We start from the raw sequence: 25,840 nt of genomic DNA, 5'->3' as shown, positions 1-25,840 counted from the left end.
CATCCCAAAGGATGGCTTGCGGATGCGGAAAAGAGGCGGCGGCTCGCATGCTATCCGGTGGTATGCGAGCCGCCGCAAGCTATGCGCTACACGCGTTCGGCGAACTTGTATCCCACGCGCCATACGGTGAGCAGGTATTTGGGTTGCGAGGGATTATCCTCGATCTTCTCGCGGATCTTACGGATGAACACCGTGATGCTGCTCTCGTCCACATCGCTTCCCTCGCCCCAGATATGCTCGAATATCTGCGCGCGCGTAAACACCTGGCCGGGACTCGCCGCCAGAAGGGCCAGTATCTCGAACTCCTTCGCCGTGAGATCGACCTTCTCGCCGCGCAGCCGAACTTCGTACCGGTTGAAGCACACCTCGATGTCGCCCGTCACGTTGCTTCCCTCCCGCGTGATCGCCTTGGCGAACGCGAGATCCGATTTATGCCTGCGCAGATGGGCCTCGATGCGCAGAAGCAGTTCGTCGGAGCTGAACGGCTTCACCACATAATCGTCGCCGCCCGCCTTGAAGCCGATGCTCTTGTCGACGATATCGCCCTTTGCGGAAAGGAAGATGATCGGTATGCGCCTGCCGTCTTCTCTCATCTGGCGGCAGGCGTCGAACCCGTTCGTGCCCGGCATCATGACGTCGAGCAGCAGCAGATCGGGCTTTTCGGAGCCGAGGACTTTTAGACCCTCTTCTCCCCCGTACGCCGAGCAGAACGCGTATCCCGCATCTTCGGCAAGACGCCTGACGAGCACATGCAAGCTCTCGTCATCGTCAATAAGCATGATCTTCGCCTGGGTCATCTACACATCGCCTCCCGTTCGCTTTCGGCGTCGTGGCCGACCGGCATGCGCACGGTGAAGACGCTGCCTTCGCCGATTGCGCTTTCCAGCGAGATGCTGCCGTGGTGCATTTCGGTATATTCTTTCGCCAATGCCAAGCCGAGCCCCGTACCGCTGTACTTGCGCGAAGCGGAGGAGTCGGCTTGGACGAAACGCTCAAACACCCGCTGCTGGTCTTTCTTGGCAATGCCGATGCCCGTATCGGCGACTCTGAGCCACACCTCCCGACACTCGGGATGGTGGCTTATGTGCAAGCGCACCGATCCGCCCCTGGGCGTGAATTTCACCGCATTGCCCGCCAGGTTCTCGAGCACGTGCCTGACTTTCTCGAAGTCGGCTTCGATCAGCGGCACATCCGCGTCGATCTCGCACGTGAACTCGATTCCATTCTGCTTCGCCAACGGCTGCACGACCGACTGCACCAGCCCGGCGACATCCCCCAAATCGACCGTTTCAACATTCATCTCTATCCTACCCGCATCGAGGCGACTCATCTCCAAAATATCGTTGATCATGAACAGAAGCGCCCGACTGTTCGCTTCGATCTCGCGGCGCGTCTCGGCTTCCTTCTCGTCTTTCGGCTCGCTCTCCTTGTTGAGCATCTCAGCGAACGCGATGATGGAGGTAAGCGGCGTGCGCAGCTCATGGCTCATCATGGCCAAGAATTCGGATTTGTACTGATTCTCGTCGCGCAAGAGGCCGTTCACTTCTTCGAGCTGGGCGCGCTGTCGCTCGAGCACGTCGTTTGCGTGGGCGAGCTGGGCGGTTCGATCCTCGACCTGGGTTTCGAGATTGCCGTACATCGTCGAAAGCTCCTCGGCCATCCGGTTGAAATCAGCCGTAAGCGTGTTCATCTCGCGCGACGATTCGGTATAGGCGAGCTCCACGTCGAGGTCGCCTGTCTTGATCTGCTCAACGCCTGCCTGGATCTTGTTGAGCGGCCGGGTTACGAGATAGCCGAGCGCCACATAGACGATGACGAGGCAGAACGCAAGCATGCCGCCGAAGAAGATCACATCCTGCACGATGGCGGACTGCTCGCTTTCGCGGTATACGTCGAGCGGCATGATGATGCTGATGGCACCGCCCACATCCCCTATCGTCCACCCCTCTTTAGGGAAGCCCGTCACATCGATCTCACCCTTTGGCTCGCCGTGGCAATCGAGGCAGTTTTCCTCGATCGTCATGGGCGCAAGATAGCGAAACACCTCTTCACCCTGGTACTCGGCTATCTCGTAGTACTCGGTTCGGCCCTCTTGCTCGGTGAATGCAGCGAGGGCCTCGGCCTCGAACTCGTCGGGCTCGTCGGCGTCGTTTCGCGGGTCGAAGTTCACGAACCGCGTCGTGTACTCGGATTGCGAGGTGAACAAGAGTCCGATGCTGCGCCCGACGATCGCGCAGTGAAGACCCTGGTACACGCCGTCTTCGGTATACGATATCTGCTCGAGGCGATCCTGGTTCGATGCCATGAACTCCCATACCGCATCCATCTGCTGTGCGAGCACTTCGCCCTTCTCGCGCAGCTCGTTTTCCATCTGAGCGCGCTTGTTGACTGATGTCCACGCCAGGTTGGCGAAAAGAGACACGACGACGAGCGCTGAGATCAGCACGACGAACTTCGTTTTCAGCGTGATGTTACCCATAGCCCCCCGCTACAGCTCGGCAAGCAGCTCCTCGATCACCCCGGCATCGCGCTCGCACACCAAAGCGGCGAGCGATGCGAACGAGGGATAAAAAGAGCTTATACCATCGACATCGTTCATGCGATCAGAGAATTCATGAATCCAGACGAGAAGGTGGTTTTTCAAGAATCGGGATTGGGCTCGAAGGGCATCCTCGTACACTTCGATGTCTTCCGACTCGTAAGCGCGAACCGCCCGATCAGCCAAAGCGGCCATGAAGTTCAGCTCCGTCGCCAGATGGTCGTCAGCTTCGCGGGGGTACCCCGCCGCCTCGAATCCCGCCGCCGCGTACGCCTCGCGAACCTCAAGCGTGCTTTCCTGGAACAGCAGCGGCTCCCGCGAAACGTAGATCGATTCCCATGGCGGAGCAGGCACCTTCCCAGGTCCGATCATGAGTTTCGTGTACTCGCCGACGAGCGCCTCGAGATCGGTTTCTCGATCAAGCACCGAGCCTCTCGCACGAAAACATAGGATTTTTCCGACTTGCTGGTCGGCAGCATCGAGCATCGAACACTCTTCTGCCAAATGATCGCCTTCGACAAGTTCGAGGAGGTCTCCGTCGGGCTCTGCCGCGAACAATCTTCCGAAAAACGAATAGAGAAACCATCGGTTGCACAATGCCACAACCGTCGCGCTATCGCACCGTCTCATCGCTCCCCTTCCCTCTGCAACGCGGGAGCCGTGGCAGCCCCCAACTGCCACGGCGCCGAATGCGGTTTAATAGTCCTTCTACATCAAGACCGGCGTTGCCCCTGCGTCAAGCGCAGCCTTCTTCGCTTCGATCGCGACCGATGGATTGGTCTGACTTGCATCGGGAAGAATCGTTATCTGGTTGACGGCATCGGGATGAGCGGCCCTCAAATCGTCGATGGGCCCGAACTCGAGAGCGCGCATAGGGCATGCGCTGACGCAGGCGGGGTTTTCCCCGTTTTCCCGCAGCGTTTTGCACCCGTCGCATTTATGGGTCAACTGGATATCCTCGATATACTTCGGAACTCCGTACGGACAGGCGTTCACGCAGTATTGACATCCGATGCACTTGCTATCGTCATGCTGGATGGTACCGTCTTCCTCGTCTACGAACATAGCCTCATTCGGGCAGACGGCAACGCATGCGGGTGTTTCGCAGTGGTTGCACGACGCGGAATAATGGTAGGTCGCAATGCTCGGATAGTCCCCGACCTCGTAATCGGTTACGTTCCTGAACACCACACCGATCGGAAGATCGTTCTTATCCTTGCATGCAACCTGACACGTCCTGCAACCAATGCATGCGGTCATATCGAAATAGAACCCTTGCCTCATAATCAATCATCCCCCTAATTCTGCGCTTCGGGAATCCGCATGGGAACCTCGTCATCTGCAGCAAGCTCCTCGTTGTATTTCTCGATGTTGCAGATGCAGGTATTCCATCCCGATACTCCCTGACCAGACTGAATTTGACCTGTAAGAATGTTGTCGGATCCCGCCCGGTCGATTCCCGTTTCAGGATCGATATCGACCCAGGCACCATGCGGAAGGCCGATAACCCCCGACATGAAGCGGTTCGTCGGACAGGCCTTGCGAATGCACTTGCCATGAGGGCTTGTCAGCAAGACCGTATCGCCCGACTCGATGCCGAGGCTTTCGGCATCGCCGATATTGATGAACACCGGATTGGGCCATGCCTCTCGAAGCCATTCGACGTTGTCGAATACCGTATGCGAACGACGCAGGTAGTGCGGGTTATACACCTGGAAGGGGTACTCGCCTTTTACTCCAGCCGAGAAATCGCTGAAGGTCGCCTCGTAGCCCTCTTGCGGAGGCACGTAGGTCGGCACCGCCTCGATCGTGCTGTAGCCTATCGCGTTGATCGTGTCGCGCAGCACCTTCGAGTAGATCTCCTGCTTGCCGCTCTCGGTTTTCATCGGATTGGCCTCGGGGTCGCTGACGAAATCCTCGTAGGCGATATAGCCGTACGCATCGCCGCTCTTACGGGGTATCTGATACAAGCCCTGCTCGATGAGTTCACCCATCGAGATGGAGCCCTCCTGCGGCTCCCCCTCGCAACCCCACTCCTCGATATCATCTTCGGTGATGGTCACCAAGGGCTTCTTCTCGCCCGATTCGTCGATCACGTACGCACCGACGAATTGGTTGAAAAGCTGCTGCTTTTCGTCGATCGGAAAAACCTCGTTCGGATCGAGGCCCAATCGCGTGCCAATCTCGCAAGCAATGGCCTCGTCGGAAAGGCATTCGTATAGGGGGTCGATCACCTTCGAGTGGTAAATGAGCGCCTCGCGGTTACCCTGAAGGAACCCGCCCTCTTTCTCCCAATACGATTCGATGGGAAGCACGAAATCGGAATAGACCGCGTTCGTCGTCATGAAGAGGGAGTGGGTAACGACGAGATCGACCTTGCGATGCGCCTCGATGCCCTTGGCCTGCCCGTCGGTCGTCTGTAGCTTTGCGTTCATGCTGTCGTGGTAGATCAGCTTGATATCGACATCCCGCTCCTCGCCCGGAACCTTGTTGGTCGATCCACCCGCATACGTGTACTTGCCGTCGGCGATCGCGTTCCACATCTCGGTATCGTTGATGTTCTCGGTTCCGCCCAGCGGGTTTTTGATCGAAGGAAGGCCCGCGGATCCCGAACCAACCAAATACGTTCCGCCGCTGAACGAGCGGGAATGGCACGAAAGCCCGCACATGTGCCCCGACTTGCCGAAATGCCCGCCCATAGCGCCGAGCGTCATAACCAGCTGAGGCAGACTGTCGGCATTATGGGTTCGAGCAGAAGCCCAAGCCATGAGGATCGACGTTTTGTTATCCTTGCCCGCAAGTTCCGCTAGATAGCGTATCTTGTCGGGTTCGACACCGCAGATGGCAGATGCCCATTCAGGTGTTTTCGGCACACCGTCGAACGTTCCCAGAAGGTAATCTTTGAAATTGCCGTTCGGGTCTTCGCCTTCCGGCATATGCTCGGCGTCGAATCCGATCGTATGGGTATTGAGGTAGTCCCAGTCGATGAGGCCCTTCTCTCCGTCCATATCAACCATGGCATAGGCCATTCCGAGGAACAACGTCATATCCGTAGAGGGGCGGCACGGTATCCACTCCGCGTCGACAAGGGAATACGAATCGTTGTAGAACGGGTCGACGGCGACGAACTTAGCGCCGGCCTTCTTGATCTGAAGCAGATGATAGGCAGGATTTCCCGCAGAGGACCACGCGGGATTCACTCCGAACAGCAGAACCACATCGCTGTTGCGCATGTCGATACGATCGTTTATACCCTCGTTAGGCTGAGGAGCGATTCCGACAACGTCAGGCGTGTACGTCCATGCACCGCGCGACGTCGTTCCCCAGTGCCCGATATAGCCGCCGTACAGACTCAGGAACTTTGAAACGGCTCCCCCATCGGCAAACAGGGCCCGGTTGCCGTGCTCATCGACGATCCTCTTGATCTCATCGGCGATATAGTCATACGCCTCATCCCAGCTGATCCTCTCCCACTCGTCAACCCCACGCAGTTCGCCATGAGAGTTCTCTCCTCCGCCAGGCTGCCAGCTCTTCCTTTTCATGGGGTACTTCAAACGGTCGGCAGACAAAACGTGGTTTCGCTGAGAACGACCTCGAACGCAAGCCCGCTGCTGCGGATAATCCGGAGTGTCTTCGTGGGTGTCGTCGGTCTTCTGCCTGACGACGATGCCGTCTTTCACCAAAGCCTTGTTGAGGCAACGTCCGCCGCAGTTATGCCAACAGGCAGCAGTGACCCATGTACCTGTGGTCAAATCGCGTGTTACCGTAGCCACCGACTTGGGCTCCTCCTCCTTTTTCTGCACTTTGTTCGCGCAGCCCGCAAGGCTTCCCGAAACAGCAAGAGCCGCCGTAGCAGCCGCGCTTGCTTTGATGAATCCCCTTCGGGTGATATCCGATGACTGTCGAATTCGATCTAAATAGCTCGTCATGCGATCCTCCTTCTCGTGCTTGCTTCCCCCTTGAAGCGACGCATTTCTGCGTCTACCATGAGATTACGAGCCGCAAAGATTAATGGCTATTCTTCCTACCTTGAGACTTTCTTAATTATATCTTTCCAAATTATTAATCGCGACGCAAGAAAACCCGCGCAACCGAACTGCGCGGGTTTTCTTATGCGGGCAGCGTTGAGGGAGACGTTGCCGATAGAGGCTCGATGCTACTTCGCAGCGAGCGCCTTGCCGATCATGCGGGCGAAGGTAACCGAACGTCCGCAGCAATGGCCGGTCGACATGTTCGGATAGGTGTGGGCGAAGTACGATCCCGAATCGACGCCCGCCACGTACAGGCCCTCGATCGCGTTGCCGCCCTCGTCAACCGCCTGGAAATCCTCGTTGATCGTAATGCCGTCGAGCGTGCAGAGCATGTAGCCCGAGGTGCGCACCCCGTAAAATGGGGGCGTACGGATGGCGGACAGACGGAAATCCTCCTTGCCGAAATCAGGATCGATCTGGTTGTCGAAGTTCTCGTTCTGACGATCGACCGTCTTCTTCAGGTTATCTGCGGGAATGCCGAGACCCTTCGCCAGCTCCTCGATCGTATCGGCTTTGATGATGTAGCCGTTTTCGATGAGGCCCTCGTTGATGCCCTCCGTCACTTCGAGCGTCATGTTGGTAGGCGCGCCGTTGTCGAACGGGTACACGCGGGCGCATCCGTGGATATCGAACTGCTCGAGGTAGGTCGCATAATCCGAATCCCAGATGTCGACGACCGTATGGTGCGGCTGTGCGATGGCGGCGTTGAGCACGTAGTCGTAGGGAGCCGATTCGTTGGTGAAGCGCTCGCCGTTGAGGTTGACCTTGAGCCAGGGGTTCGACCCCATCCAGAACAGCGACCCCACCGTTTCGGCTCCGCCGTACTCGTCGGGCTTGACGGCAACGCGGTCGAACACCATGGCCGTATGGGCCTCGTCCATGTGCGCCCCTGCCCACAGACACGATTTGATGCCGTCGCCCGTCGTGCCGTCGATGGCGATGGAAAGCGAGTACTTGCTGAGCGTCTGGGGCTGCAGCGCCTTGAGCATGTCCTCGTTGCGCGCATAGCCGCCCGTGCACACCACGGTGCCCTTCGAGGCGTTGATCCTGATGTAGCCGTCGGGGCCCTTCGCGATGGCGCCCGTAACCTTGTCGCCCTCTTTAACGAGCTTGACGAGCGGCGTCAAGAAGCGGAAATCGACGCCCTTCTCCTTCGCATAGTCGCCGAGTACGATCTTTCCGTTGACCACATCTTTGAGGCCGGCGAACTCGGCATCGGCGGGCCAGCTGGGAATGTGGCCGGTCGGCCAGTGCTTGTAGCGAGACGGCTTCGCGTTTTCGGCACCCTCGAAGAACAGCTCGAAGCCCGCCTCCTCGAGCCGATCCTGGTACCAGTCGATCGCCTCGCCGGAATTCTGCGCCCAGATATGGTAGAGGCGCTGATTGCAGTAATTGTTCGCGTAGCGGGTCAAATCGTTGCAGATCTCGTTCTCGTCGATCTCCACGCCCGCTTCCTTCTGGAGACGGCTGTTGATCGAGCCGAGATTGTCGCGCACGCCGCCGCCGATGGAGCCCTTTTCGAGGCATACGACCTTGGCACCCTCCTCGGCTGCCGAGCACGCGGCAAACAAGCCCGATGTTCCCGCTCCGCATACGAGCACTTCGGTGTCGACGGTCTCGACGATATCGCTCTCGTCGATCTCCGGCTCGGCACCGAGCCAGTCGGTTGCCGCATCGGCACCGCTTCCTCCCTCGGCACTCGCCGAGGGAGCCGCAGGGGCGCACCCCGCAAGGCCTGCGCCTGCAAGTACGGCTGCCGTTGCACCGAGTCCTAAGAAGGCGCGGCGGCTCATGCCGCTTTTCTGCATGGTGGTTGATGATTTCATAGATCCTCCCTTGCCCTGCTTTTTCTTATACGTCGGCTGCACTTCGAATCGAATCGACGCACCCGACTCGTAAGACCGTAGCGTCGCACGGGCCGTTTTTTCATCATACGAGTCGGGTGATTTTGGCCGCTACCCGCTGTTTTGCGCGAATCACCCTGTTAGAATGAACGACGAAATTGAAGTCGTTACCTGAGGGGATCCATGGCTCACACGATCGCATCGTCCGATGCCGCACGCACGCTGCGGAACATCGAAGGCAAGCAGGCGAAACGCATTGCGTCATGCTTCGGGGCGCTCGTGCTCGTGTTCACGGAGTACTGGTTGCTCAACTACTGCGCGTTTCCACTCTTCGATGCCGTTTCGCCGTGGACCCGCGAAATCAGCGCCGCAGCAGGCGGGCTCGCGCTCATCGTCATGGCGCTCGTCGCCCGCTGGAAGCCAGGTATGCTCAAAAAGCGCCTCTTCTCGGGAATCCTCGCCTCGCTCGCGGCGGGTGCCATCCTCACGCTCGCGGGTCTGTATCTGAATTCGTTTCTCACGCTCGCCATCGGGGCGTCGGTGGCCACGATCGGCATCAGCCTTGCAGCCGTTATCGTCGGCGTCGCCTGCATGGGGCTCGATCTGCGCGTCTTGGGCGTATGCATCGCGCTTGCCTACTTCGCATCCTACGCATTGCGCATCGCGTTTCCCTATCTTCCGATCGAGGCGAATCTGCTTCTGTTCGCAGCCGTTCCCTTTCTCACGCTTGCGCTCTGCAGCTCCCTTGCGCGCCCCATCCTGCGTCAGATTCTCGCCGCCGATTCCCCCGCCGATGCGGCGGTCACCTCGCCGGCGTCGTATCTCCCGTTCGTCCACCAGGTGTTCATCACGCTCATCATCTTCCGATTCATCTACGGCTATACCCTCACCTTCGCCGAAACCGACCGCGTGCCCATCTTCCCCCTGCTCGCCCTCATCCCGCTCGGCGTCTACGCCCTCATCCGACTCGTCAGCAAGCGGCCTCTCGACCCCGATGCGCTGTTCAGAGCATCGATCCTGTTCAGTATCGCGGGCTTTCTCGTGCCCTCGATCGCCGGAACGCAAAACGACCTGATCGCAAGCAACCTTTTGAGCAGCGGCACCGGGCTGTTCGAGATCCTCATGTACTTCGTACTCGTTGCGCTTTCCGCCAAGAACACACCCAATGCGCTCGTCGTGCTCACATGGGGCAACGCCATGGCTTCGCTCGGTACGATCATCGGCGCGAACCTAGGACGGCTCGCAAACCAATACTACCATGTCGATTACGGCATGATCGCAACCGTCTCCGCCTGCATCGTGTTCGGCCTCGTGATCTACATCCTGGCCACGCAGCGCAATTTCAGCTTCGGTGACACGATTCGCAAAGTGGAACCTGCGGCACCCCTTGCCCCGAGCGAGCGCCCCGCCGATTTCGAACAGCGCTGCCGCATGCTGAGCGAAACCCACGGCCTCACCGCCCGCGAGGACGAGATATTCGGCCTGCTCGCGCAGGGCCGCAACGCCCGCTTCATCCAGGAGAAGCTCGTCGTTTCGTACAATACCGTGAAAACCCACGTGAGCCATATCTACGCAAAGCTCGGCGTGCACACCCATCAAGAACTCATCGACCTCGTGGAGGGCAAGCGGGAGACCCCATGAGGCAAAACCAGCCGTAGCCCCGTCAACCCTTGCGCCGATCGTCCATCCTGCGAACAATCGGCAAGGCTCCAGCCACCGAACCACGCTCAACCGCCAAACCCTCGGCCCCTGTCCGCCGATCGCTTCCGTGCGAGGTTTCAGGCGCTGCATGATGGAATATCTGCAGCAAAAGTCCTGATCGCAAAAAGTGAAAGGGCGATTAATCCGAAATTCTCTTCGCACAGAGGCCCTTCGTGGACACCGTCAGGGTATGGCAAAGCGGGCTCGCATCCCCGAACGGCGCAGTGAACCCCAAGCCAAAAGGAAGATCGCGTATCCGAGGTCGAAGCCGCGCTGCGATTCGGCCAAAGAAAAGGGCCGGCGGCACGATGCCGTCGACCCTTGCAGAGCTTACCTGAACGCGCGCTTTACGCAAGCAGCGCCAGAAGCGGAACCAGCAGGAGCGCCACGATGTTGAACACTTTGATCATGGAGTTCAACGCGGGACCCGCCGTGTCCTTGTAGGGGTCGCCGACGGTGTCGCCGGTAACGGCGGCCTGATGGGCGAACGAGCCCTTTCCGCCGTACTTGCCCTCCTCGATGAGCTTCTTGGCGTTATCCCACGCACCGCCGCCGCTCGTCATGGAGATGGCGACGAACAGGCCCGTGATGATGGTGCCCACGAGCGCCCCGCCCAGCACGAGGGTGGTGAACTCGAACGCCTGGGGATAGCCGATCGCCTGCAGGATGAAGCCGACGACGATGATGAGAACGGGCGTGCCGATCGGAATCATAGCCGGAAGCACCATCTCGCGCAGCGCAGCCTTGGTCACGAGGTCGACGCATCTCGCGTAGTCGGGCTTGCCCGTACCCTCCATGATGCCGGGGATCTCCTTGAACTGACGGCGCACCTCTTCGACGACGTCGCCTGCAGCCTTGCCGACGCTCGTCATCGCGCGCGATGCGAACAGGTACGGCAGGAGGCCGCCGATGAACAGGCCGATGAGAACGAACGGGTTCGCCAGGTCGAACGAGAACACCGCGCCGGTCTCCTCGGTCACCGTATGGGTGAAGTCGGCGAACAGAACCACGGCGGCCAACGCGGCCGAAGCGATGGCGTAGCCCTTGGTAACGGCCTTGGTGGTGTTGCCCACCGCGTCGAGCGCGTCGGTGTTCTCGCGCACGCTCTCGGGCAAACCGCTCATCTCGGCGATTCCGCCCGCGTTGTCGGTCACCGGACCGAAGGAGTCGATGGCGACGACGATGCCCGCCATCGAAAGCATCGAGAGCGCTGCGACGGCGATGCCGAAGATGCCGCCTAAGAAGAAGCTCGCAAGCGTCGCGACGACGATTACGAGAATCGGGAGGCCGGTGGCCTCCATGCCGACAGCCAAGCCCTGGATAACGTTCGTGCCGTGGCCCGAAACGCTTGCCTCGGCGATGGATTCGACCGGCTTCTTCTCAGAAGACGTGTAGTGGTCGGTGATGTAGACCATTGCCGCCGTGAGCACAACGCCGATGACGGCGCAGATCCAGATGGAAAGCGGCGTGATGCCCGCCGGGGCGAGCGAGGTATTCACCACGGTAACGCCCTCGAGCATCCAGTTCGTGATCGGGAAGAACGCGATGATGGCGATGATCGCCGAAATCCACAGGCCCTTGTACAGCGCACCCATGATGGTGCCGTTCGGGCTCATCTTGACGAACAGCGTGCCGATGATCGAAGCGATGATCGAGGCGACGCCGATCACAACCGGGAAACCGAGCGACACGTAGATGCTGTCGCCGCCGAATGCAAGGTTGCCGATGAGCATGGCGGCAACCGTGGTCACGACGTAGGTCTCGAACAGGTCGGCCGCCATACCGGCGCAGTCGCCCACGTTGTCGCCCACGTTGTCGGCGATAACGGCGGGGTTACGCGGATCGTCCTCGGGGATGCCCGCTTCCACCTTGCCGACGAGGTCGGCTCCTACGTCGGCGGCCTTCGTGAAGATACCGCCGCCGAGACGGGCGAACACCGAAATGAGCGAACCGCCGAAGCCAAGTCCGACGAGCGCCGAGAACGGCGCGATGCCCGCGAACACGAGAAACGACATGATGGACACCGAAAGAATGCCCAGGCCGATCACGAACATGCCGGTGACGGTGCCCGATTGAAACGCCACGCGCAGGGCATGACCGAGCCCGGTGCGTGCCGCTTCAGCCGTGCGCACGTTCGCCGCAACCGAAATGCGCATGCCGATGAAGCCCGCAGCGGCCGAAGCCACGCCACCGACGACAAAGCCGATAGCCGTCCAAATGCCGAAGCCCGATACGCCCATGAATCCGGGGACGAGCAGTACGATAGCCACAACGACGCCCACGATGGCGACGGTGCGGTACTGGCGGCCAAGATACGCCATTGCGCCTTCCTGGATTGCCGATGCAATACCCTGCATCGTTTCGTTGCCAGCTGGCAACTTGTTGATCCGAGTGATCAAGACACCCGCGTAGACGGCTGCTAAAACGCCGGCCACGAGGCCCAAGATCAGGGGTAGTTCTGCCATTGGAACCCTCTTTCCTTCCTTGTTTGGTGCATGGATGTTTTCGTACGTGCATACTATACAAGAAAAGAGGCTTGATTATCGTCCAAGCCCCTTTTCCTTGATACCTCGTACCGAGGCCCTACGCCTCGGAGTACACCTCCTTGAGCTTCAGAAGATGCTCGTAGCGATCGACCGCCGCCTTCTCGTTGCGCTCGAACAGCTCGGTTGCGCGCTCGGGGAACTCGCGGGTCAAACGGCTGTAGCGAGCCTCGTTCATGAGGAACTCCTGGTAGCCGCCGGCAGGTTCTTTGGAGTCCAGAACGAACTTCTTACCCGCAGGCGCTTCGGGATTGAAGCGGAATAGGTTCCAGTAACCGCAGTCCACAGCCTTCTTCATCTCGTCCTGGCAATTCGCCATGCCGCCCTTGATGGAGTGCATCTCGCACGGCGAGTAGCCGATGATGAGCGACGGCCCGGGATAGGCTTCGGCCTCGGCGATGGCCTTAATGGTCTGCGCGGGTTTCGCACCCATGGCGACCTGCGCTACGTACACGTACCCGTAGGCCATGGCGATCTCGGTCAGGCTCTTCTTCTTGATATCCTTGCCGGAAGCCGCGAACTGGGCGACCTGGCCGATGTTGGAAGCCTTCGAAGCCTGGCCGCCGGTATTGGAATACACCTCGGTATCGAAGACGAACACGTTCACGTCTTTGCCCGAAGCGAGCACGTGATCGAGTCCGCCATAGCCGATGTCGTACGCCCAACCGTCGCCGCCGAAGATCCAGACGGACTTCTTGGTCAGGTATTCCTTGTTCTCGAGAACGGCAGCGGCAAGCTCGCCGGCTTCGCCATCGGCACCTGCAGCGAGTTTCTCGAGCTCGGCGATGTAGGCAGCCGAAGCGTCCTTGCTCGCATCCGCATCGCCCATGGAGTCGATCCACGCCTGCGCAGCGGCCTTAACCGCTTCGCCGACACCCGCTGCCGCGATGAGCTTCTCCGTATCGGCAACGAGCTTGTCGCGTACGGCCTCGTGTCCGAGCAGCATGCCCAAACCGTGCTCGGCGTTGTCTTCAAAGAGCGAGTTCGACCACGCGGGGCCATGGCCGTCCTTGTTGATGGCATAAGGCGACGTAGCCGCAGGCCCTCCCCAAATCGACGAGCAGCCCGTGGCGTTCGCAACGTACATGCGATCGCCGAACAGCTGGGTGACGAGCTTCGCGTACGCGGTCTCCGCGCAGCCGGCGCAGGCGCCCGAGAACTCGAGCAGCGGCTGCTTGAACTGACTGCCCTTCACGCTGACATCTTCCAGCTCGGGCTTATCGGAAACCTGGGCGACACAGTACTCGAACACGCCCTGCTGGGCGAGCTCGTTTTCCTGTGCGACCATAGCAAGCGAATCGGTCGGGCACACGTTCACGCACACGCCGCAGCCCATGCAGTCGAGCGGCGAGATGGCAAGCGTGTATTGGAACCCGTCGTTGCCCTTGCCCTTCATCGGCACGAGCTTGGCTGCCGACGGGGCGCCGGCAGCCTCTGCTTCGGTCAGGGCGAAGGGACGAATGGTGGCATGCGGGCACACGAAGGCGCACTGGTTGCACTGGATGCAGGTCGCAGCGTCCCATTCGGGCACGCTCACGGCAACGCCGCGCTTCTCGTAGGCGGCAGCGCCCTGCTCGAACTGGCCGTCAGCATGAGCGACGAATGCCGAAACGGGCAGGCGGTCGCCGTCCATGCGGCCGACCGGCTCCATGATCTCGACAACCTGCTTCACGAGCTCGGGACGACCCGCAAGCTCGGCGGTATCGGCCTCATCGGTCGCCTCGGCCCAGCTCGCCGGCACTTCGACCTGCATGAAGGCCGTAGCGCCCGCTTCGATGGCGCGATGGTTCATGTCGACGATTTCCTGACCCTTCTTAAGGTAGGACTTGGTCGCCGCGTCCTTCATGTACTGAAGGGCTTCGTTCTGGGGAATCACGTTCGCAAGCGCGAAGAACGCCGATTGCAGGATGGTGTTCGTGCGTTTGCCCATGCCGATCTCCTGGGCGAGATCGATGGCGTTGATGGTGTAGAGCTTGATATCGTTCTCGGCGATATAGCGCTTCGCCTCGGCGTTCAGATGATGCTCGAGCTCCTCGGGCGTCCATTGGCAGTTGATCATGAACGTGCCACCGGGCTTGACGTCGTTGACCATGCGAAAGCCCTTGGTCACGTACGACGGGTTATGGCAGGCGACGAAGTCGGCCTTGTTGACGTAGTAGGTGCTCCTGATGGGCGAGTCGCCGAAGCGCAGGTGGCTGATCGTCACGCCGCCGGTCTTCTTGGAGTCGTACTGGAAGTAGGCCTGCACGTACTTATCGGTATGGTCGCCGATGATCTTGATGGAGTTCTTGTTAGCGCCGACCGTGCCATCGCCGCCGAGACCCCAGAACTTGCACTCGATGGTGCCTTCAGCTGCGGTATTCGGACTCGCCGGATCTTCGGGAAGCGAGAGGTTCGTCACGTCGTCGACGATGCCGACCGTGAACTCGCGCGCCGGAGCGTCCTTCTCGAGCTCGGTGTATACGGCGAACACCGACGAGGGGGGCGTGTCCTTCGAAGCCAGACCGTAACGGCCGCCGACCACGATGAGATCGGTGCGGCCTTCGTGCACGAGCGCGTTCACCACGTCCATGTAGAGCGGCTCGCCTACGGCGCCCGGCTCTTTGGTGCGGTCCATGACTGCGATCTTCTTCACGGTCTCGGGCAGCGCCGCCATGAACTTCTCGGTCACGAACGGGCGGTACAGGCGAACCTTCACGAGGCCGACCTTCTCGCCGTGCGCATTCAGGTAGTCGACGACCTCTTCGACGACGTCGCAGAACGAGCCCATCGCTACGATAACGCGATCGGCATCCGCGGCGCCGTAGTAGTTGAACAGTTCGTAATCGGTGCCGAGCTTGGCGTTCACCTGGTGCATGTAATCTTCGACTACCGCAGGCAGCGCAGCGTAATGGCTGTTGCATGCCTCGCGGTGCTGGAAGAACACATCGCCGTTCTCGTGGCTGCCGCGCATGGCCGGACGCTCGGGGTTGAGCGCGTGGTCGCGGAAGTCGCGCACCGCATCCATATCGCACATCTCGGCCAGATCGTCGTAATCCCATACGGCGATCTTCTGCACTTCATGCGACGTGCGGAAGCCGTCGAAGAAGTTGATGAAGGGAACGCGGCCCTTGATGGCCGCAAGGTGGGCGACGGCAGACAGATCCATGACCTCCTGGACGTTGCTCTCGGCGAGCATGGCGAAACCGGTTTGGCGGCACGCCATGACGTCGGAATGGTCGCCGAAGATGCTGAGAGCCTGGGTGGCAACCGTGCGGGCGCTTACGTGAAACACGCTCGGCAGCATTTCGGCTGCCATCTTGTACATGTTGGGGATCATGAGAAGCAGACCCTGGGAAGCCGTGTAGGTGGTGGTCAACGCGCCGGCGGCAAGCGAACCGTGGACTGCGCCTGCGGCACCGCCTTCCGATTGCATCTCGCATACCTTCACCGTGGTGCCGAAGATGTTCTTCTGGCCGGCGGCGGCCCACTGATCAACCAAGTCGGCCATAGGGCTCGACGGAGTGATGGGGTAAATGCCCGCTACCTCGGTAAACGCATAGGAGACGTACGCCGCAGCATTGTTTCCGTCCATGGATTTGAGTTCTCTCGTCATACACCTCTCCTTTTGAAGGGATTTCACTCTGACCGGAAGCTCGAAGAGGGGCGCGATGCAACGATGGCACCCATTCGAACGAGGCGCCGAGCTACCCCGGCAATACCCCACTCGCTCGAAAATCTTCGTCTGGCCGAACTTCGTCTGGTCGGATACACGGCATTCATGATACCAGTCTCGATTCGCCGCCCGTCGCGACGATTGAAACGGGCAGCATGGCGCGGTCGCTCCCATCGGCAAACGGCTTGATTTTATGGTGGGAACGTGAATGGGAAACCGGGATCCCTCAAGCAGCGAGCCCGCTGGTAACGCTTTTGCCTACGCTGGCAATTCGGGTTTTGAAACCTCGGCGGCTTTCAGCTCCTTGCCGAGCTCCTCGGCCAGCACGGGCAGAAGATCGGCGAACGTATCGTCGATCACCTTCTTCTTGAGCTGGCATTCCCAGATGACGTGCACGCGCCAGCCCATGTCCCGCAAAGTCGCAAGGTTTCTTTCGTCGCGCTCCACGTTGCGCTCGAACTTGATGTGCCAGTATTCGACGTTCGATTTCGGAAGCGGCAGGTTGCAATGCGGGCAGCGGTGCCAGAAGCATCCGTTGACGAACAGGGCGATGCGCTTTCCGGGCCACGCGACATCGGGGCGCCCCGGAACCTTCCACTGAAGACGGTAGCCGGTCAAGCCCGCTTCGCGAAGGCGCTTGCGCACGAGCAGTTCCGGTTTCGTGTTCGCCCGCTTGTTCGAAACCATCGATTTATGAACCGCCTCCGACGAGGCGGGAGGAGCCTCGCGCGATACGGCGCTCGGGAGTTCCCCGGATTGCCCAGAGCGGCCGACTGCCTCGCGAGCTGCCTGCTCACCCTCGGCTGCGACGCGCTCCGCCTTGGCCTGCCCATTCTTCTTGGAGGCTTTCGCTTTCGCCATCGCAGCCCACCTACGTCCAGAACTGAGCCGTTTCGATGACGCTCTGATAGGCCCAAGGATACACGTCTGAATACCAGCCCGTCTCCGGCACGAAGCATACGAGCAGACTGTAGACCAAGCTGATCGAGACAAGCGCTATGAGCACCTTCATGAGCACATTGCGCTTCGTCGACCCCTGATCGAGGTTCTCGTTCACGATGAATGCCAGCAGTACGGCGGCGGCAAGGAACATGAAGCTGAAATCGGCGTAGTAGCGCTGCAGGATACCTGCCATCTGGGCGTCGAGCAAGGCGACGAGGACGCCTGCCGAAATCAAGACGATGATGACGCCCGCAATGGTGCGAGTCGAGCGCTGCGCAATGCGCATCTTGAGAATGCGCTTCGAAAACGGCAGGATCCAGAGGATCGGCAGGCAAGCCAGAATACCGCCGAACGTGACCTCTTTGATGGTCTGCCCCATGTACGTCGTCTCGAACGGAGCCGCTTGGATAAACGGAAACACGCCCGTAATGCTCGGCGGCTGCAGGAAGTAGGTAAAGAACGCCGGAGCGAGCCTTCCAAAGCTGAAACCGCGCTTGGTCATATCGTTGACCGTGAGGTTGTAGTTCGCGCCGAAGTTCGTCGGCGAGCCGAAGCGGGCGTAGTTGTACCACATAAGCCCCGCCGCGACCACGAGATACGGCGCAACCAAGCAGGCGAACTCGCGCGCGCCTCTCGGCGTGAGCAGATGCCGTTTCGTGATGAACAGCCTCCAGAACAAAGGGAACGCCAAAAGCGAGAGAGCGAGCAGTTGCGGGCGGCATCCCGCCACGAGCGCCATGCACAGCGAACCCGCCAAATACCATTTGCATGGCGAACCGGAGGCCCTCCCCCTCATCCAGAAGTACAGACCCCAGACCGAAAACGCCAGCCCGAGCATGATCGGCAGCGAGTAAAACGTTGGGAACTTGAGCAGATAGAGCACCCCGCAGCAGAACACGAGCGGTATCTGCAGCAGCAGGTACAACCCGAGGCTCACCCGTTTGAAGTGGTAGCGCGCGAAGCGGTCGAGCAGCGCCGAGCACCCGAGCACGAACGCGATGCATGCGATAAGCACACCGATAGCCGTCGGGAAATTCGCACCCGTAAGCAGATAGAACGGCAGGTAGAACAGCAGGACGGGGACCACCCCGAAGTACACGTAATAGTGCCCGTCGTGATACGCCACATCGAACAGATACGGCTCCCCCGTTACTTTCTGCGCTTCGTCGCGAGCTCCCTTGTCGTAGGGGTCGTCCATGTCCTGGAGCCACTGCGGAGGCTCCTCATCGAGGTAGAGCTGCCCTTTCGCCATAGCCTTGGCAAGCTCGGCGTACTGCTGGGCGTTATCGCCGCCGACCTCGAACGTATTGACGATGGACGTGCCGTCCCATGCGCCGAAGTTGTACGACTGCGTGGCTACGCCGACGAGATTCGAGCCGAAGAACAGAAACGTTGCCATCAGATACACCTCGATGACAACCGTACCGATTATGATGGCCTTGGAACGGCGGGGCTGCTCGACGATGAAGCAGCGGTAGATACTCGATTTGGGCCTGAACACGCAAACGAGCGCCAGGATACCGAGTGCGATGAGATAGCGCGTCACGTTGAAGTCGAACGGATGATGCGCATTGACGGTAATGCCGTCGAGCAGAATGGGATACTGCACGTTATCGCCGACGATCTCGATGCGAAGGTTGTCAACCAAGCCCGTCGTGTTGAGGTTGATGTACTCGCTTTGATCGACGAACGTGGACACAGTGGTCTCGGGAACACCTACCGTATACTCGGTGGAATCGAAATAGGTATGGTGGGCTTGGTCGGTGAACTGGATCTTCACCTGAAGCGCCTGGGCTGGTTGAGCGAAATCGAAATCGAGCCTTATATTGCGAACCTCGGTGTTGAGATTCGAGAACTCGATCACGTGATCGACCTCGGTCAACCGGTACTGGGTCTCTTCCCCATCATGGGTTTGCTGAAGATCGAGCTTGCTGGTCAAATCGATCGTATTGTAGCCCGCCGACGTGAAATAGTTGATGTTGAAGACGAAAACCTCGAGCGCGGTCGCCAAAAGCACGATAACGGCGACGCATCGGGCGACGTGTTTGAGGGCAGCCTTGTTCGCGCGCGCATAGTCGCCGACGATTCGTCTGATCTTTTCCCATAGAGTTGGCATGAGCTTAACAGATTATACGCGATTCCCCGGAGCCGGGCGACGACAAAAGAAGCACCGCCCGAGACCGTCGCGCAAGCCCGCGCAATGAAAGGGGGCTGGCAGCAGCCAACCCCCTTTCATTGCCTATGCCGAACAACCGAGCCGGACGAGCTCGTTTCGCAAGCCGGATCCCGCTCGCGCAACCGATGCTCGACTCGGCTCCGCATTCGCCTTACAGGCCGAGGCTCTTCTTCACGTCCGCGTACACGACCGCGGGATCGCGGTCGCCGTCGATGGCCACGAGCAGATCGCAGCCGCGGTAGTAGTCGATCAGCGGAGCCGTGGACTTCTCGTACACATCGAGGCGGTTGCGTACCGTCGCCTCGTTGTCGTCGTCGCGCTGGTACATCTCGCCACCGCACTTGGGGCACGTCTCGTCGGCGATCGTGCCGATGTAGCCGCACTCCTTGCACATACGGCGCGATGTGAGGCGGTTGACGATCACTTCGGGATCAACGTCGATGAGCAGGGCGGCGTCGAGCGGACGACCGAGCTTCGAAAGCTCGGCGTCGAGCGCGACTGCCTGGGCGGACGTGCGCGGGAATCCGTCGAGGATGAACCCCTTCTCGGTGTCCTTGCCCTGCAAACGCTCGGTCACAAGGCCGATGATTACGTCATCGGGAACAAGATCTCCGGCATCCATGAAGGACTTGGCCTTCTTCCCCAGCGGGGTACCTTCTTTAACCGCGGCGCGCAGCATGTCGCCCGTCGAGATATGCGGAAGTTCGTACTCCTCAACGAGCTTTGCGGCTTGCGTGCCCTTGCCGGCGCCGGGAGCCCCCAACAACACGATGTTCATGTTCAAATCCTTTCGTTACATACGATTATCGTATTGTAGCAAAGCAGCTGAGGACTGGTCCGTTTTTCAAGAGATTCGCGGTATAAGAGCTCATTTGCCCCCTGCCGGCGGCCCCGAGGGCAAAAGGTCCCAAGCCTCGCCCGCCACGATATCGGTCCTCGACTTCGGGTCGTCGTCAGATCGCCAGCGAAGAGGGAGCCTAAATACATGTTTTTGCCCTTTGTGTTGCAGTCCAATAACCGCTTTGCGGAGCGGTTATCCAGCATTCATTCATAACGCCTGTTCAGAGGATTGCAGATATCGCCCGTTGCGATGAGTACCGCACCCGGGCCGTCAACTTCCCCCATCGAAGCCCGAAAACGCAACACTTCGATCAAAAACACGCGTAGCGGACCTCGGTTGATCCTTTCGGCGCGCGGGCGAGAAGTTGGAAGCGAGAGACGGGATGCGGAATACGCGAGATGGGTGCGGGGTGCAGGGTGCGGGGTGCGAGATGCGAGAGATGGGTGCGGGGTGCGGACGCGGGGTGCTGGAAACGTGGGATGGGAAGCGGAAACCGGGCCGCTCCGTGCCGACGCAAGCCGCAAGGCCCGCATGCTGCACGCATCCCGAAAGAACAGGACCAGAAAATGCAACGGAGCCCCACAAGGGACTCCGTTCGCAATCGATGAATCTTCGACGCCGGGCTACTTGAAGAACCCGTCGTAGTTGTGCATTTTCAGCTGCGACTCGATCTTGCTCATGGTGTCGAGGGCGACGCCGATCATGATGAGGATCGAAGTACCGCCGAACGCCTGGATGAGCTGGTTGCCCGTGAAGAAGAAGATGATGCTCGGCACGACCGCGATCAGGCCGATGAAGATGCCACCGGGCAGCGTCACGCGGTTGATAACATTCTTGATGTAGAGCACCGTTGCCGAACCGGGGCGCACGCCGGGCACGAACCCGCCCTGCTTGCGCAGGTTATCGGCCGTCTCTTCGGGGTTGAACACCATCGAGGTGTAGAAGTAGGCGAAGAAGACGATCAGGATGAGCGTGATGATCCAGTTGACCCAGCCCGTCGAAATCGCGTTCGCGAAGCCCGTCAGCCATTCGACGTTGAACAACGCTGCGATCTGGGCCGGGAAGTAGATCAGGCAGCTCGCGAAGATGATCGGGATAACGCCCGCCGCGTTCACCTTCAAGGGAATGTAGGTGGACTGGCCTCCCATCATCTTGCGGCCCTGGATCCGCTTCGCGTAGTTCACGGGGATGCGCCGCTGCGCCCGCTCGACGAAGATGATGAGCGGAATGCACACGAGCACCACCACCACGATCAACGCGGTGATCGCGATGCCCATTCCCAGATCGGCCTGCAGGTTGATCGACGAGAAGATGGCGGAGGGCACGCGGCTCACGATGCTCACGAAGATGATGAGCGACATGCCGTTGCCGATGCCCCGCTGCGTAATGAGCTCGCCCATCCACATGATGAACGCCGTGCCTGCTACGAGCGTGAACACGACGAGGATGTCGGTGAGAAGCTCGGGCACTTCGGTCGAGAACACGACACCGTACTGGTCCGATTTGAACAGGAAGAGGTAGCCGATGGCGTTGATCAGACCGAGGCCAAGCGTCAGGTAACGCGTGACCTGGGTGATCTTCTTGCGACCGGAATCGCCCTCCTTGGCCCACCTGCCGACCGCCGGGATGACGCCCTGCATCAACTGCATGATGATCGATGCGGTGATGTAGGGCATGATGCCGAGCGAGAACACCGAGAAGTTAGAAAGGGCACCGCCGGTGAACAGGTCGAGCATGGTCATCGAGACGCCGGCATCCTGGAACGAGTTGGCGAACTCGTTGAACGGAATACCCGGCACGGGGACGTACGCCCCGAAGCGATACAGAGCAAGGATGGCCAGCGTGAAGAGAATCTTCTTACGCAGCTCCGGGACCTTGAATGCATCTACAATTGAGCTTAGCAAGGCTCTTCAACCTTTCCTCCGGCTGCCTCGATCTTTGCCTTCGCCGAAGCAGAAACCTTATCAACCTTCACCGTAAGAGACTTGGTAATCTCGCCGTCGCCGAGAACCTTGACGAGCGCATCGGAGTGCTTGATGATGCCCTTTGCCTTCAGGGTGTCGCAATCGACGACATCGCCGGCCTCGAAGCAGGCCTCGAGACGGCTGACGTTGACCGGCACGTACTCGACGTGATTGATGTTGCGGAAACCGGGGAGCTTGGGCAGACGACGCGCCAAGGGGGTCTGGCCGCCCTCGAATCCTACGCCCTTGCCGCCGCCCGCACGGGACTTCTGACCGTTATATCCGCGACCTGCAGTCTTGCCGGTGCCCGATGCGGGGCCGCGGCCGACGCGCTTGCGGGCCTTTTTGGATCCTTCTGCGGGTACGAGATCTTTCAGTTCCATTGATGGTTCTCCTTTATATTCGCTGTATCGGGCTCATGCCCGATGCTGGCAGCTCGCCGCCAGCAAACTTCCGAGTAAGTATATACTATCCTCAGCCGAGCAGTATATACGGAAACGAAGAAGCCGTTTAGGCTTCTTCGACTTCCACGAGATGCTTAACCTTGAAGATCATGCCGCGCACGCAGGGGTTATCCACCTGCTCGACCGTGCGGCCAATCTTGCCGAGACCCAGAGCCTTCAGGGTCTTACCCTGGTCGGACGGGCATCCGATAGCGCTCTTGACCTGCTTGACGCGAAGAGTCTTGTCAGCCATGGTTACTTCTTCTCCTTCCAGCCGTAGATCTGGGCGACCGAAACGCCACGGCGCTTGGCAACCTCTTCGGGGCTCTCCATGTTCTTGAGACCCTCGGCAGCTGCCTTCACGATGTTCATGGCGTTGTTGGTGCCGAGCGACTTGGTGAGCACGTCGGTAACCCCGGCGAGTTCCATGATCGCACGGACCGGACCGCCGGCGATAACGCCGGTACCGGGAGTCGCCGGCTTGATGAGCACGCGGCCTGCGCCGTACTCGCCGAGAATATCATGCGGAAGCGTCTTCTCGTCGGTCAGCGGCACGGTGAACATGTTCTTCTTGGCATCCTCGACGCCCTTCTTGATGGCGATCGGCACTTCCTGGGACTTGCCCATGCCGACGCCCACGCGTCCGTTGCCGTCGCCGACGACCACAAGCGCGGTCAGGGCGAAACGACGGCCGCCTTTGACAACCTTGGAAACGCGGTTGATGTAGACCACGCGCTCCTGAAGCTCAGGAACGGCCGCCTGGTTATCTTGCTGTTTACGAGCCATAAGCGTTTAACACCCCTTTTAAAATTTCAAGCCGGCTTCGCGGGCACCGTCGGCAACAGCCTTGATGCGCCCGTGATACAGGTTTCCGCCACGGTCGAAGACAACTTCCGTGACGCCGGACTCTATCGCTTTCTTACCGATCAGGCTTCCAAGAGCGGCGGCACCATCGACGGTCGCGCCGTTCTTCTCGGTCGCTTTGAAATCGGGGCCGAGCGTGGACACCGCGCAGATGGTCTTGCCCGCGACGTCGTCGATAACCTGAGCGTACATATTCGAGTTGCTGCGCGTAATGCACAGGCGCGGACGGGCCGGCGTTCCGGAGATCTTCCCGCGGACACGGGTATGGCGACGACGCAGCCCGGCTTGCTTTGCTTTGAGTTTCTTCATAATAGTTTCCCTTCAGTCCTTTTTCTCAGCTACGGTGATCGCGATTAATCGGACTTGGCAGCTTTGCCGAGCTTACGACGGACACGTTCGCCCTCGTAGCGGATACCCTTGCCCTTGTAAGGTTCGGGCTTGCGCCACTTGCGAATGTTCGCCGCAACCTGACCCACTGCTTCTTTGCTGGGACCGGAAACGATGATCTCGGTCTGGCTCGGAACCTCGAAGGTGATGCCTTCGGGGGCCTTGATCAGAACCGGGTGGGAAAAACCGAGCTGCATTTCGAGGTCGGTGCCTTTCAGCGCGGCGCGGTAGCCGACGCCGACGAGTTCGAGCTTCTTCTTGAAGCCGGTGGACACGCCCTCGACCATGTTGCTGACAAGCGTGCGGGTCAAACCGTGCAAGCTCTTCGCTTCGCGGCTGTCGTCCGGACGCTCGACGATGATTTCGTCGCCTTCGCGGCTGATGATCATCATCTCGGGAAGCGTGCGGGACAGTTCGCCCTTCGCACCCTTGACCGAAACGGTGGTTCCGTCGATGGTAACTTCGACGCCAGCAGGAACGGCGATGGGTTGTTTGCCGATACGAGACATATCTGAATCCCTTCCTTTCCTACCAGATGTAGGCGATGACTTCGCCGCCGACGCCTGCTTTGCGGGCATCGCGGTCGGTCATGACGCCGTGGCTCGTCGAGATAATAGCCGTACCGAGGCCGCCCAGAACGCGGGGCAGCTCGTCTTTTCCGGCGTAGATGCGCAGACCCGGCTTGGAGATGCGCTTCAAGCCGCGGATCGTCTTGCTCTTCTTGTCGCCGTACTTCAGCGTGATCTCGAGAATGTCGCGGGGTTCCGCCTTCTCGATGTCGTAGCCTGCGATGTAGCCCTCTTCCTGCATGATGCGGGCGATTTCGACAAGCTTCTTGCTCGACGGCATGGAAACCGTCGGCTTGCTTGCAGAGTTTGCGTTACGCACGCGCGTAAGCATATCTGCAATGGGGTCGTTCATGCTCATTGTTTCTCCTTTGGTTCGTGATGAGCCGGGGGTCCGGTTCGTCGGCGCCCATAGCGCCTCCGCCTATACCGACGGCACACCCGTTGCGTACCGATACTGCCTAGGGTCTTACCAGGAAGACTTGGTCACGCCGGGAAGTTCGCCCTTGTTCGCAAGCTCGCGAAGACAGACGCGGCACAGACCGAACTTGCGGTAGTACGCGCGGGGGCGACCACAGCGAGTGCAACGGTTGTGCTGGCGCGTCGAAAACTTCGGCTCGCGCTTAGCTTTGGCGATCATCGATTTCTTAGCCATGCAATTCCTTCTTTCCTATAACCAACCCGATGGCATTCGGGTTTTGGTTCCTAATTCTTGAACGGGAAGCCCAGCGCCTTGAGCAGCGCGAAAGCACTCTCGTTTTCCGCAGCGGTGGTCACGAACGTAATGTCCATGCCGCGGGTGCGATCGACCTTGTCGTATTCGATCTCGGGGAAGATCAGCTGCTCGGTGATGCCGAGCGTGTAGTTGCCGCGGCCGTCGAAGCTCGTGGCCGGAATGCCGCGGAAGTCGCGAACGCGCGGAAGAGCGGTGGCGAGCAGGCGATCCAGGAACTCCCACATGCGGTCGCCGCGCAGCGTGACCTTGCAGCCGATGGGCTGGCCTTCGCGTACGTGGAAACCGGCGATGGACTTCTTCGCACGCGTGATGGCGGGCTGCTGGCCGGTGATGATGCGCAGATCGGCCATAGCGGCATCGAGCAGTTTCGAATCGTTGGAAGCCGCACCGACGCCCATGTTCACGACGATCTTCTCGAGACGCGGAACCTTGTTGATGTTATCGACGCCGAGCTCCTTTTCAAGCGCGGGCACGATCTCGGTGTTGTACAGCTCCTTCAAACGAGGAATAGCCATGTTGTGTAACCTCTCTTCGATGAATTAAACACAGGATTTCCGACCCTGCGTCCCCCGCATGCGCGGGGGTCATGTTCCTACCAGTGTAAGCCG

At 59.8% G+C, this 25,840-nt stretch carries 21 protein-coding genes; 1 reads left to right on the top strand and 20 read right to left on the bottom strand.

Features of this window, described 5'->3' with window-relative positions; all coding sequences use genetic code 11:
• Nucleotides 1-86: 86 nt before the first annotated feature.
• From C1722_RS01690 to C1722_RS01665, 6 genes are all read right to left on the bottom strand, one after another.
• Entirely contained in the window at nt 87-797 is a 711-nt protein-coding gene (locus tag C1722_RS01690; protein WP_102377728.1) for a response regulator transcription factor, read from the bottom strand.
• Entirely contained in the window at nt 794-2,479 is a 1,686-nt protein-coding gene (locus tag C1722_RS01685) for an ATP-binding protein (protein ID WP_102377727.1), read from the bottom strand. The genes C1722_RS01690 and C1722_RS01685 overlap by 4 nt, the downstream gene beginning before the upstream one ends.
• Nucleotides 2,480-2,488: 9 nt before the next feature.
• Nucleotides 2,489-3,169, bottom strand: coding sequence for a TorD/DmsD family molecular chaperone (locus tag C1722_RS01680; RefSeq protein WP_102377726.1), 681 nt, complete (start codon nt 3,167-3,169; stop codon nt 2,489-2,491).
• A 78-nt stretch (nt 3,170-3,247) separates the two neighbouring features.
• The gene (locus tag C1722_RS01675; RefSeq protein WP_342352745.1) at nt 3,248-3,799 is read right to left on the bottom strand and encodes a 4Fe-4S dicluster domain-containing protein; all 552 of its coding nucleotides are present in this window, start codon (nt 3,797-3,799) and stop codon (nt 3,248-3,250) included.
• A 38-nt stretch (nt 3,800-3,837) separates the two neighbouring features.
• Nucleotides 3,838-6,468 carry a molybdopterin-dependent oxidoreductase gene (locus C1722_RS01670; protein WP_102377724.1) on the bottom strand — a complete coding sequence of 877 codons (2,631 nt, stop codon included), beginning with the start codon at nt 6,466-6,468 and terminating at the stop codon, nt 3,838-3,840.
• 227 nt (nt 6,469-6,695) lie between these two features.
• Complete coding sequence (locus C1722_RS01665; RefSeq protein ID WP_244902404.1) at nt 6,696-8,396, bottom strand: FAD-dependent oxidoreductase; 1,701 nt, start codon at nt 8,394-8,396, stop codon at nt 6,696-6,698.
• A gap of 201 nt (nt 8,397-8,597) precedes the next feature.
• Here C1722_RS01665 and C1722_RS01660 point away from each other — a divergent pair, with 201 nt between their 5' ends.
• Nucleotides 8,598-10,055 carry a helix-turn-helix transcriptional regulator gene (locus C1722_RS01660; RefSeq protein ID WP_102377723.1) on the top strand — a complete coding sequence of 486 codons (1,458 nt, stop codon included), beginning with the start codon at nt 8,598-8,600 and terminating at the stop codon, nt 10,053-10,055.
• A gap of 407 nt (nt 10,056-10,462) precedes the next feature.
• Here the strand turns inward: C1722_RS01660 and C1722_RS01655 are convergent, their stop codons facing one another.
• The 14 genes from C1722_RS01655 to rplE form a co-directional block, all read right to left on the bottom strand.
• On the bottom strand, nt 10,463-12,580 hold the full coding sequence (locus C1722_RS01655) for a sodium-translocating pyrophosphatase (RefSeq protein ID WP_102377722.1): 2,118 nt from the start codon (nt 12,578-12,580) through the stop codon (nt 10,463-10,465).
• A gap of 118 nt (nt 12,581-12,698) precedes the next feature.
• Nucleotides 12,699-16,253, bottom strand: coding sequence for a pyruvate:ferredoxin (flavodoxin) oxidoreductase (nifJ, locus tag C1722_RS01650; RefSeq protein ID WP_102377721.1), 3,555 nt, complete (start codon nt 16,251-16,253; stop codon nt 12,699-12,701).
• 318 nt (nt 16,254-16,571) lie between these two features.
• The gene (locus tag C1722_RS01645; RefSeq protein ID WP_102377720.1) at nt 16,572-17,174 is read right to left on the bottom strand and encodes a very short patch repair endonuclease; all 603 of its coding nucleotides are present in this window, start codon (nt 17,172-17,174) and stop codon (nt 16,572-16,574) included.
• A gap of 10 nt (nt 17,175-17,184) precedes the next feature.
• Nucleotides 17,185-19,371, bottom strand: a complete 2,187-nt coding sequence (locus tag C1722_RS01640) for a cytochrome C oxidase Cbb3 (RefSeq protein ID WP_244902403.1) — start codon at nt 19,369-19,371, stop codon at nt 17,185-17,187.
• A gap of 211 nt (nt 19,372-19,582) precedes the next feature.
• A complete protein-coding gene (locus C1722_RS01635) occupies nt 19,583-20,209 on the bottom strand; it encodes an adenylate kinase (protein WP_102377719.1) in 627 nt (208 codons plus the stop codon).
• 686 nt (nt 20,210-20,895) lie between these two features.
• A complete protein-coding gene (gene secY / locus C1722_RS01630) occupies nt 20,896-22,176 on the bottom strand; it encodes a preprotein translocase subunit SecY (RefSeq protein ID WP_102377718.1) in 1,281 nt (426 codons plus the stop codon).
• Nucleotides 22,170-22,619 carry a 50S ribosomal protein L15 gene (gene rplO, locus C1722_RS01625; protein ID WP_102377717.1) on the bottom strand — a complete coding sequence of 150 codons (450 nt, stop codon included), beginning with the start codon at nt 22,617-22,619 and terminating at the stop codon, nt 22,170-22,172. Before rplO ends, secY begins: the two co-directional genes overlap by 7 nt.
• Before the next feature lie 127 nt (nt 22,620-22,746).
• Nucleotides 22,747-22,932 (bottom strand): 50S ribosomal protein L30, encoded by a 186-nt coding sequence (gene rpmD, locus C1722_RS01620; RefSeq protein WP_102377716.1) that lies wholly within the window; start codon nt 22,930-22,932, stop codon nt 22,747-22,749.
• 2 nt (nt 22,933-22,934) lie between these two features.
• Nucleotides 22,935-23,465 (bottom strand): 30S ribosomal protein S5, encoded by a 531-nt coding sequence (gene rpsE, locus C1722_RS01615; protein WP_102377715.1) that lies wholly within the window; start codon nt 23,463-23,465, stop codon nt 22,935-22,937.
• Between the two features lie 18 nt (nt 23,466-23,483).
• On the bottom strand, nt 23,484-23,852 hold the full coding sequence (rplR, locus tag C1722_RS01610) for a 50S ribosomal protein L18 (RefSeq protein WP_102377714.1): 369 nt from the start codon (nt 23,850-23,852) through the stop codon (nt 23,484-23,486).
• 44 nt (nt 23,853-23,896) lie between these two features.
• On the bottom strand, nt 23,897-24,439 hold the full coding sequence (gene rplF / locus C1722_RS01605; protein WP_102377713.1) for a 50S ribosomal protein L6: 543 nt from the start codon (nt 24,437-24,439) through the stop codon (nt 23,897-23,899).
• A 19-nt stretch (nt 24,440-24,458) separates the two neighbouring features.
• On the bottom strand, nt 24,459-24,857 hold the full coding sequence (gene rpsH / locus C1722_RS01600) for a 30S ribosomal protein S8 (protein ID WP_102377712.1): 399 nt from the start codon (nt 24,855-24,857) through the stop codon (nt 24,459-24,461).
• 108 nt (nt 24,858-24,965) lie between these two features.
• Complete coding sequence (locus C1722_RS01595) at nt 24,966-25,151, bottom strand: type Z 30S ribosomal protein S14 (protein WP_041239446.1); 186 nt, start codon at nt 25,149-25,151, stop codon at nt 24,966-24,968.
• A gap of 50 nt (nt 25,152-25,201) precedes the next feature.
• Nucleotides 25,202-25,747, bottom strand: coding sequence for a 50S ribosomal protein L5 (gene rplE / locus C1722_RS01590; protein WP_102377711.1), 546 nt, complete (start codon nt 25,745-25,747; stop codon nt 25,202-25,204).
• Nucleotides 25,748-25,840 lie beyond the last annotated feature (93 nt).

It is taken from the genome of Raoultibacter timonensis, assembly GCF_900240215.1.
GTDB classification, from domain to species: domain Bacteria; phylum Actinomycetota; class Coriobacteriia; order Coriobacteriales; family Eggerthellaceae; genus Raoultibacter; species Raoultibacter timonensis.
This window is presented reverse-complemented; position numbering and strand designations above follow the sequence as displayed.

What these genes read in the sequence shown, in the direction of transcription:
- C1722_RS01690 (WP_102377728.1), bottom strand. Translation starts at nt 797, where the DNA reads ATGACCCAGGCGAAGATCATGCTTATTGACGATGACGAGAGCTTGCAT.
- C1722_RS01685 (WP_102377727.1), bottom strand. Translation starts at nt 2,479, where the DNA reads ATGGGTAACATCACGCTGAAAACGAAGTTCGTCGTGCTGATCTCAGCG.
- C1722_RS01680 (WP_102377726.1), bottom strand. Translation starts at nt 3,169, where the DNA reads ATGAGACGGTGCGATAGCGCGACGGTTGTGGCATTGTGCAACCGATGG.
- C1722_RS01675 (WP_342352745.1), bottom strand. Translation starts at nt 3,799, where the DNA reads ATGACCGCATGCATTGGTTGCAGGACGTGTCAGGTTGCATGCAAGGAT.
- C1722_RS01670 (WP_102377724.1), bottom strand. Translation starts at nt 6,468, where the DNA reads ATGACGAGCTATTTAGATCGAATTCGACAGTCATCGGATATCACCCGA.
- C1722_RS01665 (WP_244902404.1), bottom strand. Translation starts at nt 8,396, where the DNA reads ATGAAATCATCAACCACCATGCAGAAAAGCGGCATGAGCCGCCGCGCC.
- C1722_RS01660 (WP_102377723.1), top strand. Translation starts at nt 8,598, where the DNA reads ATGGCTCACACGATCGCATCGTCCGATGCCGCACGCACGCTGCGGAAC.
- C1722_RS01655 (WP_102377722.1), bottom strand. Translation starts at nt 12,580, where the DNA reads ATGGCAGAACTACCCCTGATCTTGGGCCTCGTGGCCGGCGTTTTAGCA.
- nifJ (WP_102377721.1), bottom strand. Translation starts at nt 16,253, where the DNA reads ATGACGAGAGAACTCAAATCCATGGACGGAAACAATGCTGCGGCGTAC.
- C1722_RS01645 (WP_102377720.1), bottom strand. Translation starts at nt 17,174, where the DNA reads ATGGCGAAAGCGAAAGCCTCCAAGAAGAATGGGCAGGCCAAGGCGGAG.
- C1722_RS01640 (WP_244902403.1), bottom strand. Translation starts at nt 19,371, where the DNA reads ATGCCAACTCTATGGGAAAAGATCAGACGAATCGTCGGCGACTATGCG.
- C1722_RS01635 (WP_102377719.1), bottom strand. Translation starts at nt 20,209, where the DNA reads ATGAACATCGTGTTGTTGGGGGCTCCCGGCGCCGGCAAGGGCACGCAA.
- rplO (WP_102377717.1), bottom strand. Translation starts at nt 22,619, where the DNA reads ATGGAACTGAAAGATCTCGTACCCGCAGAAGGATCCAAAAAGGCCCGC.
- rpmD (WP_102377716.1), bottom strand. Translation starts at nt 22,932, where the DNA reads ATGGCTGACAAGACTCTTCGCGTCAAGCAGGTCAAGAGCGCTATCGGA.
- rpsE (WP_102377715.1), bottom strand. Translation starts at nt 23,465, where the DNA reads ATGGCTCGTAAACAGCAAGATAACCAGGCGGCCGTTCCTGAGCTTCAG.
- rplR (WP_102377714.1), bottom strand. Translation starts at nt 23,852, where the DNA reads ATGAAGAAACTCAAAGCAAAGCAAGCCGGGCTGCGTCGTCGCCATACC.
- rplF (WP_102377713.1), bottom strand. Translation starts at nt 24,439, where the DNA reads ATGTCTCGTATCGGCAAACAACCCATCGCCGTTCCTGCTGGCGTCGAA.
- rpsH (WP_102377712.1), bottom strand. Translation starts at nt 24,857, where the DNA reads ATGAGCATGAACGACCCCATTGCAGATATGCTTACGCGCGTGCGTAAC.
- C1722_RS01595 (WP_041239446.1), bottom strand. Translation starts at nt 25,151, where the DNA reads ATGGCTAAGAAATCGATGATCGCCAAAGCTAAGCGCGAGCCGAAGTTT.
- rplE (WP_102377711.1), bottom strand. Translation starts at nt 25,747, where the DNA reads ATGGCTATTCCTCGTTTGAAGGAGCTGTACAACACCGAGATCGTGCCC.